The sequence below is a fragment of the Olivibacter sitiensis DSM 17696 genome, assembly GCF_000427965.1.
In the GTDB taxonomy this organism is placed as follows: Bacteria; Bacteroidota; Bacteroidia; order Sphingobacteriales; family Sphingobacteriaceae; genus Olivibacter; species Olivibacter sitiensis.
This window is the reverse complement of sequence record NZ_ATZA01000053.1, coordinates 1-16565: the sequence shown is the minus strand read 5'-3', so window position 1 is coordinate 16565 and position 16565 is coordinate 1. Positions and strand designations below refer to the sequence as shown.

Genomic DNA, 16565 nt, shown 5'->3' with positions numbered 1-16565 from the left:
CTTATAAATAGATTATAAACATGAGTATCTTATCAAAGCCAACATTTAAGGAAAAATACGACAATTATATTGGTGGTAAATTCGTCGCACCGGTAAACGGCAAATATTTCGAAAACACTTCACCTATTGACGGCAAGCTGATAGCAAAGGCCGCGCGTTCGAGCAAAGAGGACGTAGAGCTAGCATTGGATGCAGCCCACGAGGCCTTTAAGACTTGGAGCAAAACATCTCCCACAGAACGTAGCAATATACTGCTCAAAATTGCCCAACGTATTGAGGACAACCTTGAATACCTAGCCATCGTCGAAACCATCGATAATGGCAAAGCGGTAAGGGAAACGCTCAACGCAGACCTACCTTTGTGCGTAGATCACTTCCGCTACTTTGCAGGAGCTATCAGGGCAGATGAAGGTGCCATATCGGAACATGACGAGCATACTGTCAGTATTGCCCTTCATGAACCTATTGGTGTAGTGGGGCAAATTATACCTTGGAATTTCCCACTCTTGATGGGCGTATGGAAAATTGCACCTGCACTTGCCGCCGGATGCTGTACCGTGGTTAAGCCCGCCGAACAAACGCCTGTATCCATCATGGTTTTAATGGAGCTAATAGGCGACCTTATCCCTCCTGGTGTACTCAATGTAGTAAATGGCTATGGCATAGAAGTAGGCAAGCCTTTGGCATCTTCTCCACGCATTTCTAAAGTAGCCTTTACTGGTAGTACTACCTCTGGAAGGCTGATCATGCAGTATGCTGCGGAAAACATTATCCCATCCACAATGGAACTAGGTGGAAAGTCGCCAAATATCTTTTTCAAATCAGTAGCAGATCAGGATGACGACTTTTTCGACAAGGCCATTGAGGGAGCTGTACTTTTCGCACTCAACCAAGGCGAGATATGTACTTGCCCATCCCGCATATTGGTTCAGGAAGACATTTATGATACATTCATAGAGAAAGTGATCGAACGTACCAAAGCAATCAAAATCGGTCATCCACTGGATACAAATACGATGATGGGTGCACAGGCCTCGAATGAACAATATGAAAAAATCAAATCCTATTTGGAAATAGGAAAAAATGAAGGAGCCGAAGTACTTGTAGGCGGTGATGTCAACAAGCTGGAAGGTGATCTTGATACGGGCTATTATATCCAACCAACCATCTTCAAGGGCAACAACAAAATGCGTATTTTCCAGGAAGAAATTTTTGGCCCCGTAGTATGCGTTACCACTTTCAAGACGGTAGAAGAAGCCATAGAAATAGCAAACGACACGCTGTATGGCCTAGGCGCTGGTGTGTGGACGAGAGACGCCCACGAGCTATACCAAGTTCCTCGCGCCATTCAGGCAGGACGCGTTTGGGTAAACAACTACCATGCATACCCGGCACACGCACCTTTCGGAGGGTACAAGAAATCTGGTTTTGGCAGAGAAAATCACAAGATGATGCTCGATCACTACCGCCAAACCAAAAACATGCTGATATCGTATAGCAAACAGAAGCTTGGATTCTTCTAGGATAGAACATTTTTTTAACCAAATTGGCCTTGAGTCAATATAAAACCGATCAATTATGCTACCAAAAAAGATGAAGGCAGCTGTTGTCCATGATTTTGGGCAAAAGCTCCAAATTGAAGAGCTAAATGTCAAAGAGCCTAAAGATGGCGAGATCCTCGTCAAAGTAGTCACAAGCGGTGTTTGTCATACCGACCTACATGCCATAGATGGCGACTGGCCCGTAAAACCTAAAATGCCCCTCGTTCCAGGCCACGAAGCGCTGGGATATGTTGTGGCATTGGGCAAAGGTGTAAAGCATATAAAGGAAGGCGACGTAGTGGGAGTTCCTTGGCTCTACAGTGCCTGCGGGCATTGTGATCACTGCTTGACAGGATGGGAAACACTCTGCGAAGAACAACAAAATGGCGGTTACAGCGTTGATGGAGGCTTTGCCGAGTATGTCATTGCCAATGCGTCATATGTAGGCCACTTGCCTAGCAAGGGATTTGATTTCAGGGCCATGGCACCCATACTATGCGCAGGTGTCACGGTGTACAAAGGTTTGAAGATGACCGAGGCTAAACCTGGGCAGTGGGTAGCTATCTCCGGTATTGGCGGATTGGGGCATCTGGCTGTTCAGTACGCAAAGGCAATGGGACTAAATGTTGCCGCCATAGATGTAGCAGACGACAAACTGGCATTAGCCAAAAAGCTTGGAGCGGATCTGACGGTAAATGCAAAAGAGCAAGATCCAGCGGAATTTCTGAAAAAAGAAACAGGAGGTATGCATGGCGTATTGGTTACAGCCGTGTCCAGTACAGCATTTGGCCAAGCAATGAAAGCCCTGCGAAGGGGTGGTACTATTGCACTGAATGGATTACCAACTGGCAGCATGGACTTACCAATATTTGACACTGTGCTTAACGGTATTACCGTAAGAGGCTCTATTGTGGGTACCCGCCAAGACCTACAAGAAGCAATAGATTTTGCTGTCGAAGGCAAAGTGGCGGCCACCGTCACTGGAGCCAAACTCGAAGATGTCAATGAAGTATTTGACAAGATGAAGAAAGGCAAGATAGACGGAAGAATGGTATTGGAAATATCAGAACCGGTATAAATAAGAACCCCCACAATCAATTCATAATTAGCTATGGCTGGCATTCCATGTCAGCTGTAGCTTTTTTACTTAAATACCCACAATCTCATGAGTGTAAAAAGAATATTGGTGACAGCGGAAGCAAGCAAGGTAATTCAAAGATTGAAAGATGAATATGGCGAACTCATTTTCCATCAAAGTGGTGGCTGCTGTGAGGGCTCATACCCACATTGCTTTCAAAAGGGCGAATTTCGAATAGGCGATAGCGATGTTTGCCTGGGCGAAATCGATGGATGTAAATTTTATATGGCAAGAGATCAATTTGAATACTGGAAACATACGCAACTTACCCTCGACACCACCTCCGGTAGGGGAGCAAGCTTTTCCCTGGAGACCACGCTCGATGTGAGTTTCTTTATCAGATCAAGAATATTCACGGAAGAAGAACTTAAAGCGCTAGAACCTACCTGTTAGGTCACAATCGCAAGATCTATTCCAATCCGTCCAGTACGGGAGTAGGTTTCATATGCTCGTCAACTGCCACAAAGGTAAACGTCCCCGTGATCGCTAACTGACGACTATCCTCATACATCTGCTCCACGTAGATCTTTACCCCTATCTGAAGGCTTGTTCTGCCCACTCTAATGATAGATCCCACACACTCGATAATTGTCCCAGCGGGAATGGGAACCGTGAAATCTATCTTATCGGTCGAAACCGTAACCAATCTCTTTCTGGAAAACCGGGTCCCGGCTATAAAGGAAACTTCATCCATCAAAGCCATAGCCGTTCCTCCGAAAAGCGTATCATGATGGTTGGTTGTATTGGGAAATACGGTTTTGAATATTCTCGTCTCAGCAGCTTTAATTCTATCCTCTAAAGTCATTCTCTATTTTTTACACAGGGTATTGGGAAATCGGAATTCCTGCCGCATATCTCTCAAACAGCTAGCACACAAGCAATTGTCATAACATTCGCTGATATACTCGATCTCATCAACGGACAAATGGACGGTAGAACACTGGCATTTAGCATATGCATTTGCCTTGCACTCTATCTGTTGTCCACAACGACCGCAATGAACTATTTCATGCTTCCTGATAATCGATTTCGTCAACACCGCGCCAAAACTACTTAAAATTGATATAGCAAACAATTCCTAAAGAGATGACGAATAGGAGGGAATAGCGTGATCGTGGTTAGGCCTCGTCTATATCTATTCCTATTCGTTTCAATAGCATGGAAGCATTGAATATACGGCATGGCCCTTCCTTAAGCTTATAGTCAAATAACATTTCTCCGTGCTTTACCTGAATGTCAAAATGATAATTTTTCAGATAAGCGGGAAAGACGTCCTCCAAATTGGACAGCTGAAGATCATGTGTGGCTACCATACCCACCCCTCCCAGCTTAATAAATCGTTCGATAACCGCTTTTGACCCCAAGTACTTGTCTACCGAATTGGTGCCACGAAGCATCTCGTCTACCAAGAAATATACATTATCATGCGCGGCTACCTCCTCCAAGATCATATGGAGTCTATCCAATTCGGCCTTAAAGGTAGAAGTGCTTTCATTTAGGTTATCCTTTATCCGCATATAGCTTACGGGCCTCCACATAGATACGTCCATTGACCGTGCACATACCGGTCCCCCGGTTTGCGCCAGCACGATGTTGACACCAATGGTACGCAAAAAGGTGCTCTTGCCCGCCATATTGGATCCTGTTATCAAAGCTATCTGATGCGTATCCTTGCAGTAATCATTCGCCACAACCTTATCCCCCGATATAAGTGGATGCTTCATCTCCCCTACCTTCAAGATTCTTTCTTCCACGGGATACAAAACCGGAAAATTCCAAGACGGATGATTGACGGAAAGTACAGCCAGGCTGATGAGCGCCTCCAGCTCTCCAAAATTGGAAAAAGCAGTTTGTATATGCATGCTTTGTGCCTTTCTCCAATCAATCAATGCAAAAGCCTGGCGAAGGTCCCATATAAAAAAAGCATTCAGAAAGGTAGCGACCAGAATATTCATGCGATAGTCCAACTTCTCCAGCAGTTTTCCCAATTCGCCGATGGCGAGCGAAACTGAGCGATTGCCCGAAACAAAATCTTTCCTGAGCTTCACTCCCAATTTCGATTGCCAGTCCTTCATTTCTATCATCAGGAAGACATAGGAAAAATGTTGCAAACCATCGCTGATTTTTGATAAACCTTGCGATAATTTGCTTACACGTCCTGCATAACCCATAGCGATTATTAGATGTATCACGGCGAGCCATATCACACCCCTTCCGAATGAGGCAGAGTAGACGGAAAGAATCAAAAGAACACCCATGATATAAGGTGCCAAACGTACATATAAACGCAAGAACTTAGAGCCAAGATCATATATGGATTTGGATAAGTTGTCCAAAATCAACTTGCCGTACGATTTATTGTCCTTGAGCTGAAACAACAATTTCGCTTGTATATCCCGATACCATGATGGATCCTGCGCTAGTTCCCGCACCAATTCCTGCCTCTGCCTTACCGCATCTATGGGACTGTTGGCAGCCATCCAGCTAGACAACACTTCATTTCCCTCAGGGCTTGCACAACGATTAACATAGGCATATAGGGATTGCTTACCGAAAATATCCAAATCCAAAGCATACGGGTGATGATCGTCTGCATCATCTTCTCCATTGGAATATATGTTGTCTTGTCCATTTTTGATTCCCAGCTCGTTTTCACGAACTACCTTGTAATTGATCCAATTTTTTCTGACCTTTTCTAACTTGCTCTGGACAGAGACGAGATAGGTAAAGGAAAGCAATGCCAATATCGTGGCAAGGATGGTAAGCCAAGGAGACGCTGCCTGCACCGTATTGAAAAGCACTACTGCCGCCAAAACTATCAACAGCAGACGAGATATGCTCACCCTATTGATCTTTTTGTCAAGCGCCGTGACTTTGGCAGCTGCCAGATCATATTCTTTTTGATAAATCTCTTTTGCACTGTCTATTTCTGCCATTTCGCTAAGCTAAATCAAAAAAATGATTCCCACAAAAAAGGTCTTAAACACTCGCTTAAGACCTTTTTTATATCGACAAACAGTTCTAACGAACGAACTAAAATTTATAAGTAATTCCTGCTCCAAAAATCTGCTTCACCTGCAGGCCAGGGCTCATACGTCCATCTGATTTCTCCAAAATGGTATTGTCGTCATATATCATCTGCACACCGGCATTGACAGATATAAAACGGTTCACTTTCATGAATAGGTTTAACGTATAATCTATGTCCACGTTTTGAGGATCTTCCAAGTAGTTGGAATACAAGCGGAGAATATTTTCCAAACTAACGTTTTCCATGAGGTCCACCTTGTAGTAGGCATCAAAGTAAGCACCAAATTCAAAACGTGTATTTTTTCCCGGATCTACACCGAACGCACCTATATTGGACAATGAATCGTCAAGAACGAAAACGAAGCGAGGTGAGGCAGGAGATAGGTTGAACCTGAAATTATCCGATTCTTTATAAGCAAAACCAGGACCAAAACTGAGATAAGCAGGTGCAAAAAAGCTGGATATCAAGGTACGGTCATTATCCGTATAATTAAACCCATCGGTAAATTGCGTATTAAAATTGGCAAAGAACGTGTATAACCATTTTTCTGAAGCTTTGTAGCCCAATAAACTGTTTAGCACCAAACGATCGTCATTCTTCCTCCATCCAGTCTCGGAAAGTTTACTTATACCATAACCAGCTATCACCTTATTGTCCCAAACCCACTTGTCTTTTGCATAGTTAAAATCATAGTTTAGTACTAGGTTGCCCGCTATCGAATTAATACCTCCAGCGGCCCAATTGGTAAAAGAACTCTGATTGATCAAAAACGTGTTTTCACCACTTATTTTCCACAAAGTGTCTTGAGCTGTAGCCTCTTGTCCTTTTACCGAAGAAAAAACGCCCAAGGCCAACATCAAAACAAAATAGATTTTTTTCATAGCAAGAATTGTTTTAGTTAAAATTTAAAACTAAAATAGAAATTATTTTTTTTATAAATCGAGGCAAAGTTACCAATTCTGAGAAAACTACGATAGCTTTGGCTTGAAAAAAATAAAAAAACTACCTTGCGACAATGAAAATCACTCTATTATGCATTGGAAAAACAGATGAATCCTTCGTTGAAACCGGAGTTCAAAAATACATCAAACGCATCAAGCATTATATTGGTTTTTCTTTACAAGTAATTCCCGACATAAAGAACTCGAAAAACCTTAACCAAGCACAGCAAAAAAACAAGGAGGCTGAACTGATATTAAAGCAAATTGGCAATTCCGATTTTGTAGTATTATTAGATGAAAAAGGGAAAGAGCTACGATCAGTTGAATTTGCAGATTATCTCAATAAGCATCTTATAGGGAGCACTCAACACCTTGTTGCCGTTATAGGTGGGCCTTATGGCTTTGACGACAAACTGTATCAACGGGCAAATGCCAAATTATCTCTTTCAAAAATGACATTTAGTCACCAGATGATCAGATTATTTTTTGTCGAGCAGACTTATAGGGCTTTCAGCATATTAAAAGGAGAGCCTTATCATCACGAATAAACAGTGCTTATGAAAATGGTTCACTTTTTGCATCTATATTAACAAGTACAAGAGTGAAGGAAATCCATTTTAAAACTATACAAACATGAAATTGCCAAAGACAAGGAACTATAAGTTCAAAAGCGAAAGCAAAGCAAGCGAAGGCACCAATTTCTGGATCTTCATAGTCATAGGCTTGGTCATAGCTGCTGCAATCCTGTTTCTTCTTTAAAATACGGAAGCTCCTTTGCGGTAAAACAAAGGAGCTTCCGATTTATTGTCATTTATAACTACCTTCTCTAATTGGATTCCCCAGACTCTGGATTTTCTACAGCTGGCGCATCCTCGTCAAAAAAAGGATATTCCTTAATAATATTATACCAATTAATCAATTTCTTAATGTCCGAAATATAGACCCTCTCGGCATCATGGTCTGGTTCTATTTCCAAGAAATACTTCCTCAGCTTATCGCTTCCTTCCTTTGCATTTACGACCTCACCATGTTTCTTCATCTTTTCGAAGATATCGGCCAGCTTAATGTCCTCATGCTCGCCAAAGATGGTGATATCTTCCAGTGAGGCCATCCTCGCAGTAGCGATATTTACAATGGTCTTCGTCTTCTTGTCATCAAGACTTTCCAGTATGAAGCCTGTCTTATTTTGACCTATTAATTTAAACAAGCCCGGCTTGCCCGTAACGGAAACTATTCCTCTCAAATTCATATATAAAACCTATTTTATTGATCCTCATCAATAATTTCCACACTCAATATTTTATCCCCTTGCTTAATGCTGTCCACTACATCCACATTCTCTATGACCTTACCAAAACAAGTATGATGGCCGTCGAGATGAGCGGTATTGTTACGGCTGTGGCATATAAAAAACTGCGAACCACCGGTATTTCTACCACGATGAGCCATACTCAACACCCCCCTGTCATGGTATTGATTATCACCGTCAAGCTCGCAATCTATTGTATAACCTGGCCCACCAGCTCCCGTTCCGGTAGGATCACCTCCCTGAATGACAAAATCTGGAATAACACGATGGAATATCGTCCCATCATAAAAACCAGATTTAGAAAGTTTTATAAAATTGGCAACGTGCCCAGGTGCGTCTTTATCATAAAACTGGACCGTCATGTCCCCCTTTTCTGTTTTTATAATCGCTTTGCTCATAATTCTATTTTTTCTTCAAAGGGGCAAAGGTAATCATTCCATTCTTTTAATCGTAGAAATTCCACTTTACACCAAAACGCAAACTTCTGTCGAGCATGGGATATCTTCTTACGGTATAATACCCATTGGACAACAGGCCCTGATTGGCATAATCATAGCGCAGGAAAAAATTTGTTTTCTTTAGGGTAGCCGTCAACCAAACATCTACAACGGGATAAGTGGAAAACTGTATGGGATCAAAGCCGGATGGGTAGCTCGGCAAATAGAATTGGCTTAAATTGATAGCATACGAAGGAGCCACATAGGGAGTATTGAAACGAACGTCAAAGCCCAGGTTGAAATTGATAACCTTAGCCAATAAATTGTTATGGTAAAAACTGTGCCACGTATACAGTTCCGGGGTTTGCAGGACTTCATGAAAATCTGATTTCTGATACACGATATAGTTATCAAAATGCCATCGCTTGCCGATATTGATTTTTTTCGATAAAGTCACCTTCAACACGTTAATGGGAGAAGTCATCTGCGCGGGAACTATGGTATTGCTCAGCCTAGCATCAAAATTGGGATTGTCTACCTCCCTAAAGTAAGTGTAGTTATTCACTAAAAAATACTCCGCCTTTGCAAGGAATTTAAATCGTTCATTCTCATAAGCGGCTGCAAGATTAGTAACCTTCGTCTTATCTAGGGCAGTTTCACCCCATTCTCCCCATTGATGGTAAGTGTAATCCACATAATCATAAACCATTGCAGGTGACTGATTTTGAAGATAGGCACTGAATATCAATCGGCCCAACCGTTCATTATACTGAAAGGTAGAGGTAGCCTCATACAAGAAATCGCCAAAATTTCTTCCAGCCATAATCTGATTCAAGCCTAAGTTCAAGGCCACTTTGTCACTGAACTTATAGCCCAACCCGGCTTTCAGGGTAATATTCTGAAAAGTGTTCCTATGTTCTAACCGAGTAGTATCTGGCGTACTTTGCCTCAAAAACATCAATTCATGCCGCATGGCCAAATCCAGCTTAATTTCGTTCCTTAAAAAGGAAACGGACCTGCCCCGCAAAGAAAAGCTGTAACCAAAATCATTCGCTATCGTATATAAACGGGTAGAATCTTGCGTTAAGACCGATTCTCCCAAAGGGAACACACCATAGGTATCCGCTTCATTTTTATAAAATTGATACTTCTTATAGCTCGCTTTAAAAGCATGAAAAACCGTTTGAGTAGGTAAAACCACTTGCTCTTCGGTTCCTCTATTTAATGTGTCAATACGTCCCATATAAAGGCTTTGCCTGAAAAACAAGGCATTATCTGTCCACGTATTTCTTGGCCTCGCTTCCCTCTGTCCATTCAGTTTCACCGGTGTAGATGATGCGTCACTTGCTTCCGGATTGTTAAAATAGTCGTCATCAAGTATAGACCCGTTCTCCGTAGCCACCAATTTATTGAACACCAAGTTAGCGAATAGGTTGTACCTAAGATTTGGAGACTCATACCAACTATATAAGACAGGTTTAATGTCGTTATACCTTTGATTGGCATAAAATCCCCTGGCCAATGACACATCAAAACTTGCTCCTATATTCCAGTGGGGATTTATATTCTGTGACACATGGGCACGGAACACCTGATCGCCCGTCACATAGTTTAGCTCAGAATAGGGCGCTCTTGCTCGATAATACCGAATGGAATCACTCTGCATCAAATAACGTTCAAGACTGGTGAACCCCGTACGAAATCCTATTTCCTTGCTTGGTTGAAACAACATATCCCGTGTAGCCAAACCATAATTGCCTAAGTTCATCGTAGGATTACGAGGATAATATTGAGGATTGTAGTACTGAATACCTGTCAGTGTTGTATCTAGCGGAATGGTTCGGGTGCCATTTTGCATCAGATCCAAGGTAGTAAACCTGATGTACTTGGCAGTGTAAACCACTGAGTCTGAACGAGCCTCCTCAGCCCTTCTTAGGGAATCCAGCTCTCCTCCCCACTCCTCCTCTTGGGCATATCCCAAATGGAAACCGAAAAAAAGGAAAACAAAGGCAAAGACAAACCGCCACAAAACTTTCATTAGCGCAAAGCTATCAATTCTTTCAAAATTAACGTCATGTTCGGCTCCGCAGCAGCAGCAACCGCCACTATTTCTTCCAAGGAGACGGGTTGCAGGTCTTCATGAAAACCTTCGTCCGTCACCACTGAAACTGCAAAAACGGGCAATCCCATATGATTCGCAACAATCACTTCCGGCACTGTGCTCATACCTACTACGTCGCCACCTATCAGGCGCATATATCGGTATTCTGCCCTAGTCTCCAAGCTCGGCCCCGGCGCCGATACATAAACGCCTTTATGTACCCTAATCTTATGCCGCTTGGCAATTTCATAGGCCTGCGAAAGCAGTTTCTTATTATACGGCTCACTCATATCAGGAAATCTCGGTCCAAATTGCTCATTGTTGCTCCCTCGCAATGGACTATCGGGCAACAAATTGATATGGTCTTCAATGAACATGAGGTCCCCCTTTTTGATCTCGTGGTTAAGGGAGCCTGCCGCATTGGACACAAAAAGCTTACTAATCCCCAGCAACTTCATGATGCGAACCGGAAAAGTAATCTCTTGCATGGAATAGCCCTCATAATAGTGCAATCTCCCTTGCATCGCTACCACCTTCCGTCCGTTCAAGCTACCGAATATCAGCTTGCCAGAATGAAATTCTACGGTAGATACCGGAAAGTTCGGAATATGAGCATACATCAGCTGATGCACTACCTCGATTTCCTTTGCCAAACCACCAAGGCCAGTACCCAATATAATGCCCACCTCTGGTTCAAAGTCGTCTATCCTTGCCTTTATGTGGCTCAATGTTTCTCCATAAGACTGATACATATATTTTCTCTAATTAGTTTAACTTATTATTCATAAATCCTTTTACAAAGTCAATGACCATGTCATCAAAATTAATTCCATCTGAACCTAAGAACCTCTGTTCTATAGGCAAATAAAAAAATAATAAAGCATCGTCACCCATTTCATGTTCCCGCAGTTTTACGGCATCCTTCTCCGTAGTCAATATAATTTTACGTTCGGCATCCATGCGCTTGAACTCTTCCATTATATGCCGTATATCCCTATTTGTATAATAATGATGATCTGCGAAAGCCAGGTGTCTCACATTAATTCCCATGCCATGCAAATAATCAACCAATGGCTGCGGCTGCGCGATGCCCGTCACCAGCAGTATATTAGTCAGGTCTTTCAGGTCGGGTGTAGGAACATGGGGAGCAGCCCAAACGGGCTGAACAACCCCGTACCACAGACACGAAAAAAAAACAGGTATAGGCCTTGGCAAGGCAAGCGCAGCTTTCAGCTTCTTTTTATCCACTTCCTGCAAGGAAAGCGGACATTTGGTAACAACGATGATATCGGCAAATTCGCGCCTAGCGTACAAATCCCGATAATCGCCAGCTGGCAATACCCACTTGGGCTGACATACCGAGTGATAATTGAAGAGTAGAATCTGCAAGCCCCCTTGCAATGCCCTATGTTGGAAAGCATCATCCAACAATACCACGCCATGCGATGCACGAAGTCGCTCTACTCCCATCACCCTATTTTCACAGACCGCGACACTTACCGTCGGGAATTTTCGCTTCATCTGCAACGGCTCGTCACCTACATCTCCAGGCGCACTATCTGCTGCGACAAAGTGAAATCCCTTCGTACGCCTGCCATAACCGCGGCTCAAAATGGCTACGCTCGATTGCTTGGACAGCAACCTCGCCAAGTATTCGGTCATCGGCGATTTACCTGCTCCTCCTACGATTAAATTTCCGATTACTATTACCGGAAAGTCAAACTTGACAGACTTCAAGAATCTCTTGTCGTATAAAAAATGCCTAATGTACAAGACCAGTGCATAAAGCAAGGAAAATGGCAGTAGCAAGAGCCTCAAAAATTTCATCATCCCAAAGGTAAGAAAAGCCAACAGAAATATGGAAGCCAATTATGTTGCAATAGCGCATGGCATTACCTAAATTTGCGTCACTAGAATTCAAATTTCAAAAACATTATGTCTAAAGGCTTTTTTAACGTTCCTGTACCCAGCAATGAGCCCGTATATTCGTACGCTCCAGGCACGCAAGAACGTACACTACTGAAACAAGCAATACAAGTCGCTCGCGAACAGGAATTGGATGTACCGATGTTTATCGGTGGTAAGGAGATAAGAACTAACAATCTTGGCGAACTGCGTCCGCCCCATGATCATCAACATTTATTGGGCAAGTACCATATCGGCAGCAAAAAACATGTGGAAGAGGCCATTAATGCCGCACTTGCTGCCAAAGGAGATTGGGAAAGGCTTGCATGGCAAGAAAGGGCAGCCATATTTCTTAAGGCAGCCGATCTTATATCAGTAAAATACCGCTATCAGCTCAATGCCGCCACCATGCTTGGCCAATCTAAGAACGCCTTTCAGGCCGAAATAGACTCGGCATGTGAATTGACGGACTTCCTGCGTTTCAACGTGAAATACATGACCGAAATATACAGCCAGCAGCCACCCATATCGCCAGAAGGAGTGTGGAACAAAGTGGAACAAAGGGCATTGGAAGGTTTCGTATTTGCTTTAACTCCTTTCAATTTTACGGCGATTGCTGGCAACCTACCCAGTTCTGCCGCTATGATGGGCAACGTAGTAGTTTGGAAACCTTCCAACACGCAGATATATTCCGCTCAACTGATCATGAGGATACTTCAGGAGGCAGGCTTGCCCGATGGAGTGATTAACTTGATTTATGTATCTGGCCCTGATGCGGGTGAAGTCATTTTCAATCACCGCGATTTTGCCGGCATTCACTTCACGGGCTCTACAGCCGTCTTCCAAGATATATGGAAAACGATTGGCAATAACATTCATAAATACAAATCGTATCCCCGCATTGTGGGCGAAACGGGAGGAAAAGATTTCATTTTGGTGCACCCATCGGCAGACGCAAAGGTAGCCAATACCGCAATCGTCAGGGGAGCTTTCGAATATCAAGGACAAAAATGTTCTGCCGCCTCACGTGTATATATCCCAAGCTCGTTGTGGCCAACACTTAAGGAAACCATATCGGCAGATATCGCCTCTTTCAAAGTTGGTCCAACAGAAGATTTCAGCAATTTTGTCAATGCCGTTATTGATGAAAAGTCGTTCGATAAACTGGCGCGTTATATCGATCAGGCCAAGGAGGACGCCGATGCCGAAATAATCGCTGGTGGCACCTACGATAAAAGTACTGGATACTTCATCCAACCTACGGTTATCCTTGCCAAAAAAGCAGACTACATCACCATGAAAGAAGAGCTCTTCGGCCCAGTTCTTACTATATTTGTTTACGAAGATGAGGACTGGCTTAAAACCTTAGAACTGGTAGATTCGACCTCCATCTATGCACTCACGGGCTCCATTATAGCTCAAGACAGATACGCCATTGCCGAGGCAACGGAAGCTTTGGCAAACGCAGCGGGGAATTTCTATGTCAATGACAAATGTACTGGAGCGGTAGTAGGACAACAGCCCTTTGGAGGAGCAAGAGGATCTGGCACTAACGACAAGGCGGGTTCTATGATCAACTTGTTGAGATGGGTGAGCCCTAGAACTATAAAGGAAACTTTTGTTCCTGCAATCGACTACCGCTATCCCTTTCTTAAAGAAGAAAATTAAGCTTTCGAAAAAAAGAGGAAAGGGGCCCAGATATCGGCCCCTTTTCCTTTCTATTCTATATAAGTAATTTTAAACGGATGTGGTCAGATCAAATACATCATCCAACTTCGAGGTCGAGGTAGTGGTCACTCCAAGATCCTTTAGATAGCCACTTTCAAGATCAATGACGATAGCATGGATAGCTAAATCGTCCCTTTGTTTCCAGGCATTCTGTATTATGGTAGTTTTGCTGAGGTTAGCGGCTTGCTCTATGGCATTCAGTTCCACCATTCTCTTATCCTTCGCCACCTGATCGCCTATACCGTCTATTTCACCCTTATGCAAACGGTACACATCCTTGATATGCCGCAGCCAATTGTCAATTAGACCATATTGCTTTCCCGTCAATGCCGCGGCAACGCCACCACAACCATAATGGCCCGCAACGATAACATGTTTCACTTTCAATACATTGACGGCATAGTCCAATACACTAAGCATATTCATGTCAGAATGGACGCACATATTGGCAATATTTCTATGCACAAATATATCACCTGGTTTGGTACCTGTCACTTCATTTGCCGGAACCCGGCTATCGGAGCAGCCAATCCACAACACTTCCGGTGTTTGTCCTTTTGCTAGGTTTACAAAAAAGTTGGGGTCTTCGTGTACAATCTTATCTACCCATTGGCTATTATTGACAAACAATTTGTCATAACTAGTCCTTAACTCGGTATTCATTTCTTCTTTACCCATATTAAATATCATTTAAAATTCCATCTATACAAACGAAAATCTCGCTACCTTAACAGGTCTAATATACACCGTACAAGTTAAAACAATATAAGAAACACCGATAAATTGCCGTCTAAAAACTTATATTTGCGCTCTATAGTACATTTCTATCTCTCTCAAATTCTTGATGCATAGATTTATTTCATTATAATATAAAACGCAAATGCTACCAAAAGAAGGAGAAGACTGTATATCTTAGATTTAATGACAGAAAAAACATAAAACACAATATGAAACAAAAAGCGCACAATATTATCTATCTAATATTTCTCTTTTTATTTTTCCCAACGATATGCTTTTCCCAGAAAATGATTTATGTCTATTGCCCTTCAGATATAGAAATACCAGCAAATGACGGTAAACTATCTGGGAGCAAAATTAATCTTGTTATAAATGATATACGAAACTTACCAGAGAATAGTAAAGTGGAATGTGATTCCGAAGAGATAAAAAGAATACTCGCAGAGTCCATAATCAACTCCTTTCCTTCGTCCATCATCAACTATGTCAACGAAGCCCCAGAGCTACGTGAAGGACATTATACAGTCACTGTAAATATAACGGCCTATCACTCTGCCTCAGGTACGGCAGCAACAGAGGCAATTGGATCTTCAGGCGACGATTTTTCGTGGGGCGCATTGCCGGCAAACAGATGGAACTCAGTAGCCGGATACCATGTAATCATAGAAAGCACGGATGGGAATACAGTTAAAAAGCAATCTAGGAACATCGCCAATGTAGTTTCCCGTCCCAATATAGGCGGATCTTTGACTTCTAAAAAAGCGCTAAGCGAAGCCTATACAGAAGCAAGAAGAGAACTACTATTTTTTATAGAAAGCACACTTACATCGAAATAAAACAGACTATCAATCATCATAATATCAAGAATGTATAGCCAAATGGATTAAGATGAAAACCTTAAAGAAATATTATATAATACCGGCAGAACCAGAAGAAGTTTATTTAGCGCTTACTACAGAAAATACCATTAGGCTATGGACGGGTGATGAGGTTACGATGGTAGCGGAGCCAGGCAGTGAATTTTCCATGTGGGATGGCAGCATTATGGGAAAAAACATCGAATTTGAATACGGACATATGATTACGCAACAGTGGTACTTTGGAAACCAAGAGGAAGCATCTATTGTGACCATCAAATTGCATCCCCATAAAAAAGGAACTTCTTTGGAGCTCCATCACACCAACATTCCTGAAGCAGATTTTGAAGATATAAAAGAAGGTTGGGAAGACACCTACATGGCCTCTCTAATTGAATTCTATCAATAATAATTCTTCTTTTTTCAGCTTAATTTTAAAGGCTTAATCAAACAAAGACTAGACATTCCTCTCCCTTAATAAACTTCCAACCTACAAATTTATCTGATAGAAATAGGCAAAAAAAATCCCCCGAGCATTAAATGCCCGGGGGATCTATCTGTATAATAAGGTTTGGCGCCGACCTACTCTCCCACATGTTACTGCAGTACCATCGGCTCTGGCGGGCTTAACTTCTCTGTTCGGGATGGGAAGAGGTGGACCCCGCCGATATAGGCACCTGAAATAGGGTTTGACGGNTATCGGAAGAGAAAACATGACAACAAGAGGGCACGGCGGCAAAAGGCGGCCCTGCGTGCCGGAAAGCTTCGGGCTATTAGTACCGCTCGGCTGTGGTGTCGCCACCTGTACACCTGCGGCCTATCGACCCCGTAGTCTTCGG

The 16565-nt window shown here is 42.7% G+C and carries 18 protein-coding genes and 2 rRNA genes; 8 read left to right on the top strand and 12 right to left on the bottom strand.

The window, feature by feature from the left end; genetic code table 11:
* Positions 1–20: 20 nt before the first annotated feature.
* The 3 genes from A37S_RS0119655 to A37S_RS0119645 all read left to right on the top strand — a co-directional run bounded on the left by A37S_RS0119655 (position 21) and on the right by A37S_RS0119645 (position 3072).
* Positions 21–1523 (top strand): aldehyde dehydrogenase family protein, encoded by a 1503-nt coding sequence (locus A37S_RS0119655; protein ID WP_028298464.1) that lies wholly within the window; start codon positions 21–23, stop codon positions 1521–1523.
* 55 nt (positions 1524–1578) lie between these two features.
* Complete coding sequence (adhP, locus tag A37S_RS0119650) at positions 1579–2619, top strand: alcohol dehydrogenase AdhP (RefSeq protein ID WP_028298463.1); 1041 nt, start codon at positions 1579–1581, stop codon at positions 2617–2619.
* 87 nt (positions 2620–2706) lie between these two features.
* Positions 2707–3072, top strand: coding sequence for a DUF779 domain-containing protein (locus A37S_RS0119645; RefSeq protein WP_028298462.1), 366 nt, complete (start codon positions 2707–2709; stop codon positions 3070–3072).
* Positions 3073–3088: 16 nt separating this feature from the next.
* Here the strand turns inward: A37S_RS0119645 and A37S_RS0119640 are convergent, their stop codons facing one another.
* The 4 genes from A37S_RS0119640 to A37S_RS0119630 all read right to left on the bottom strand — a co-directional run bounded on the left by A37S_RS0119640 (position 3089) and on the right by A37S_RS0119630 (position 6591).
* Positions 3089–3484, bottom strand: coding sequence for an acyl-CoA thioesterase (locus A37S_RS0119640; protein WP_028298461.1), 396 nt, complete (start codon positions 3482–3484; stop codon positions 3089–3091).
* Positions 3485–3487: 3 nt separating this feature from the next.
* A complete protein-coding gene (locus A37S_RS26810) occupies positions 3488–3718 on the bottom strand; it encodes a cysteine-rich CWC family protein (protein WP_245586432.1) in 231 nt (76 codons plus the stop codon).
* 79 nt (positions 3719–3797) lie between these two features.
* A complete protein-coding gene (locus tag A37S_RS0119635) occupies positions 3798–5615 on the bottom strand; it encodes a MutS-related protein (protein ID WP_051293331.1) in 1818 nt (605 codons plus the stop codon).
* A gap of 97 nt (positions 5616–5712) precedes the next feature.
* Positions 5713–6591: a DUF3078 domain-containing protein gene (locus A37S_RS0119630; protein ID WP_028298459.1), complete on the bottom strand. Its 879-nt coding sequence runs from the start codon at positions 6589–6591 to the stop codon at positions 5713–5715.
* Positions 6592–6725: 134 nt separating this feature from the next.
* On the opposite strand from A37S_RS0119630, the gene rlmH reads away from it, so the two are divergent.
* Together rlmH and A37S_RS28170 are read left to right on the top strand one after the other, a co-directional pair.
* Complete coding sequence (rlmH, locus tag A37S_RS0119625; RefSeq protein ID WP_028298458.1) at positions 6726–7199, top strand: 23S rRNA (pseudouridine(1915)-N(3))-methyltransferase RlmH; 474 nt, start codon at positions 6726–6728, stop codon at positions 7197–7199.
* 85 nt (positions 7200–7284) lie between these two features.
* The gene (locus tag A37S_RS28170; RefSeq protein WP_281169883.1) at positions 7285–7410 is read left to right on the top strand and encodes a hypothetical protein; all 126 of its coding nucleotides are present in this window, start codon (positions 7285–7287) and stop codon (positions 7408–7410) included.
* Positions 7411–7477: 67 nt separating this feature from the next.
* On the opposite strand, the gene A37S_RS0119615 is transcribed toward A37S_RS28170, so the two are convergent.
* The 5 genes from A37S_RS0119615 to lpxK are packed head-to-tail and all read right to left on the bottom strand — an operon-like array spanning position 7478 to position 12328.
* A complete protein-coding gene (locus tag A37S_RS0119615) occupies positions 7478–7900 on the bottom strand; it encodes a DUF5606 family protein (RefSeq protein ID WP_028298457.1) in 423 nt (140 codons plus the stop codon).
* A 14-nt stretch (positions 7901–7914) separates the two neighbouring features.
* On the bottom strand, positions 7915–8358 hold the full coding sequence (locus tag A37S_RS0119610; protein ID WP_028298456.1) for a peptidylprolyl isomerase: 444 nt from the start codon (positions 8356–8358) through the stop codon (positions 7915–7917).
* Positions 8359–8404: 46 nt separating this feature from the next.
* Positions 8405–10435 carry a putative porin gene (locus tag A37S_RS0119605; RefSeq protein ID WP_028298455.1) on the bottom strand — a complete coding sequence of 677 codons (2031 nt, stop codon included), beginning with the start codon at positions 10433–10435 and terminating at the stop codon, positions 8405–8407.
* Positions 10435–11250 (bottom strand): purine-nucleoside phosphorylase, encoded by an 816-nt coding sequence (locus A37S_RS0119600; RefSeq protein ID WP_028298454.1) that lies wholly within the window; start codon positions 11248–11250, stop codon positions 10435–10437. Before A37S_RS0119600 ends, A37S_RS0119605 begins: the two co-directional genes overlap by 1 nt.
* 13 nt (positions 11251–11263) lie before the next feature.
* Positions 11264–12328: a tetraacyldisaccharide 4'-kinase gene (gene lpxK, locus A37S_RS0119595; RefSeq protein WP_157278891.1), complete on the bottom strand. Its 1065-nt coding sequence runs from the start codon at positions 12326–12328 to the stop codon at positions 11264–11266.
* A 105-nt stretch (positions 12329–12433) separates the two neighbouring features.
* Between lpxK and pruA the strand changes: the two genes are divergently transcribed.
* Positions 12434–14071, top strand: a complete 1638-nt coding sequence (pruA, locus tag A37S_RS0119590) for an L-glutamate gamma-semialdehyde dehydrogenase (protein ID WP_028298452.1) — start codon at positions 12434–12436, stop codon at positions 14069–14071.
* 69 nt (positions 14072–14140) lie between these two features.
* Here the strand turns inward: pruA and A37S_RS0119585 are convergent, their stop codons facing one another.
* The gene (locus A37S_RS0119585; protein ID WP_084163982.1) at positions 14141–14809 is read right to left on the bottom strand and encodes a carbonic anhydrase; all 669 of its coding nucleotides are present in this window, start codon (positions 14807–14809) and stop codon (positions 14141–14143) included.
* Positions 14810–15078: 269 nt separating this feature from the next.
* Here A37S_RS0119585 and A37S_RS0119580 point away from each other — a divergent pair, with 269 nt between their 5' ends.
* Both A37S_RS0119580 and A37S_RS0119575 read left to right on the top strand, forming a co-directional pair.
* Positions 15079–15705, top strand: coding sequence for a hypothetical protein (locus A37S_RS0119580; protein ID WP_157278888.1), 627 nt, complete (start codon positions 15079–15081; stop codon positions 15703–15705).
* Between the two features lie 52 nt (positions 15706–15757).
* Positions 15758–16135 (top strand): SRPBCC domain-containing protein, encoded by a 378-nt coding sequence (locus A37S_RS0119575; RefSeq protein ID WP_028298449.1) that lies wholly within the window; start codon positions 15758–15760, stop codon positions 16133–16135.
* A gap of 160 nt (positions 16136–16295) precedes the next feature.
* Here A37S_RS0119575 and rrf read toward each other — a convergent pair.
* Both rrf and A37S_RS0119565 read right to left on the bottom strand, forming a co-directional pair.
* Positions 16296–16407, bottom strand: a 5S ribosomal RNA gene (rrf, locus tag A37S_RS0119570).
* A gap of 71 nt (positions 16408–16478) precedes the next feature.
* Positions 16479–16565 (bottom strand): 23S ribosomal RNA (locus A37S_RS0119565); the annotation flags it as partial.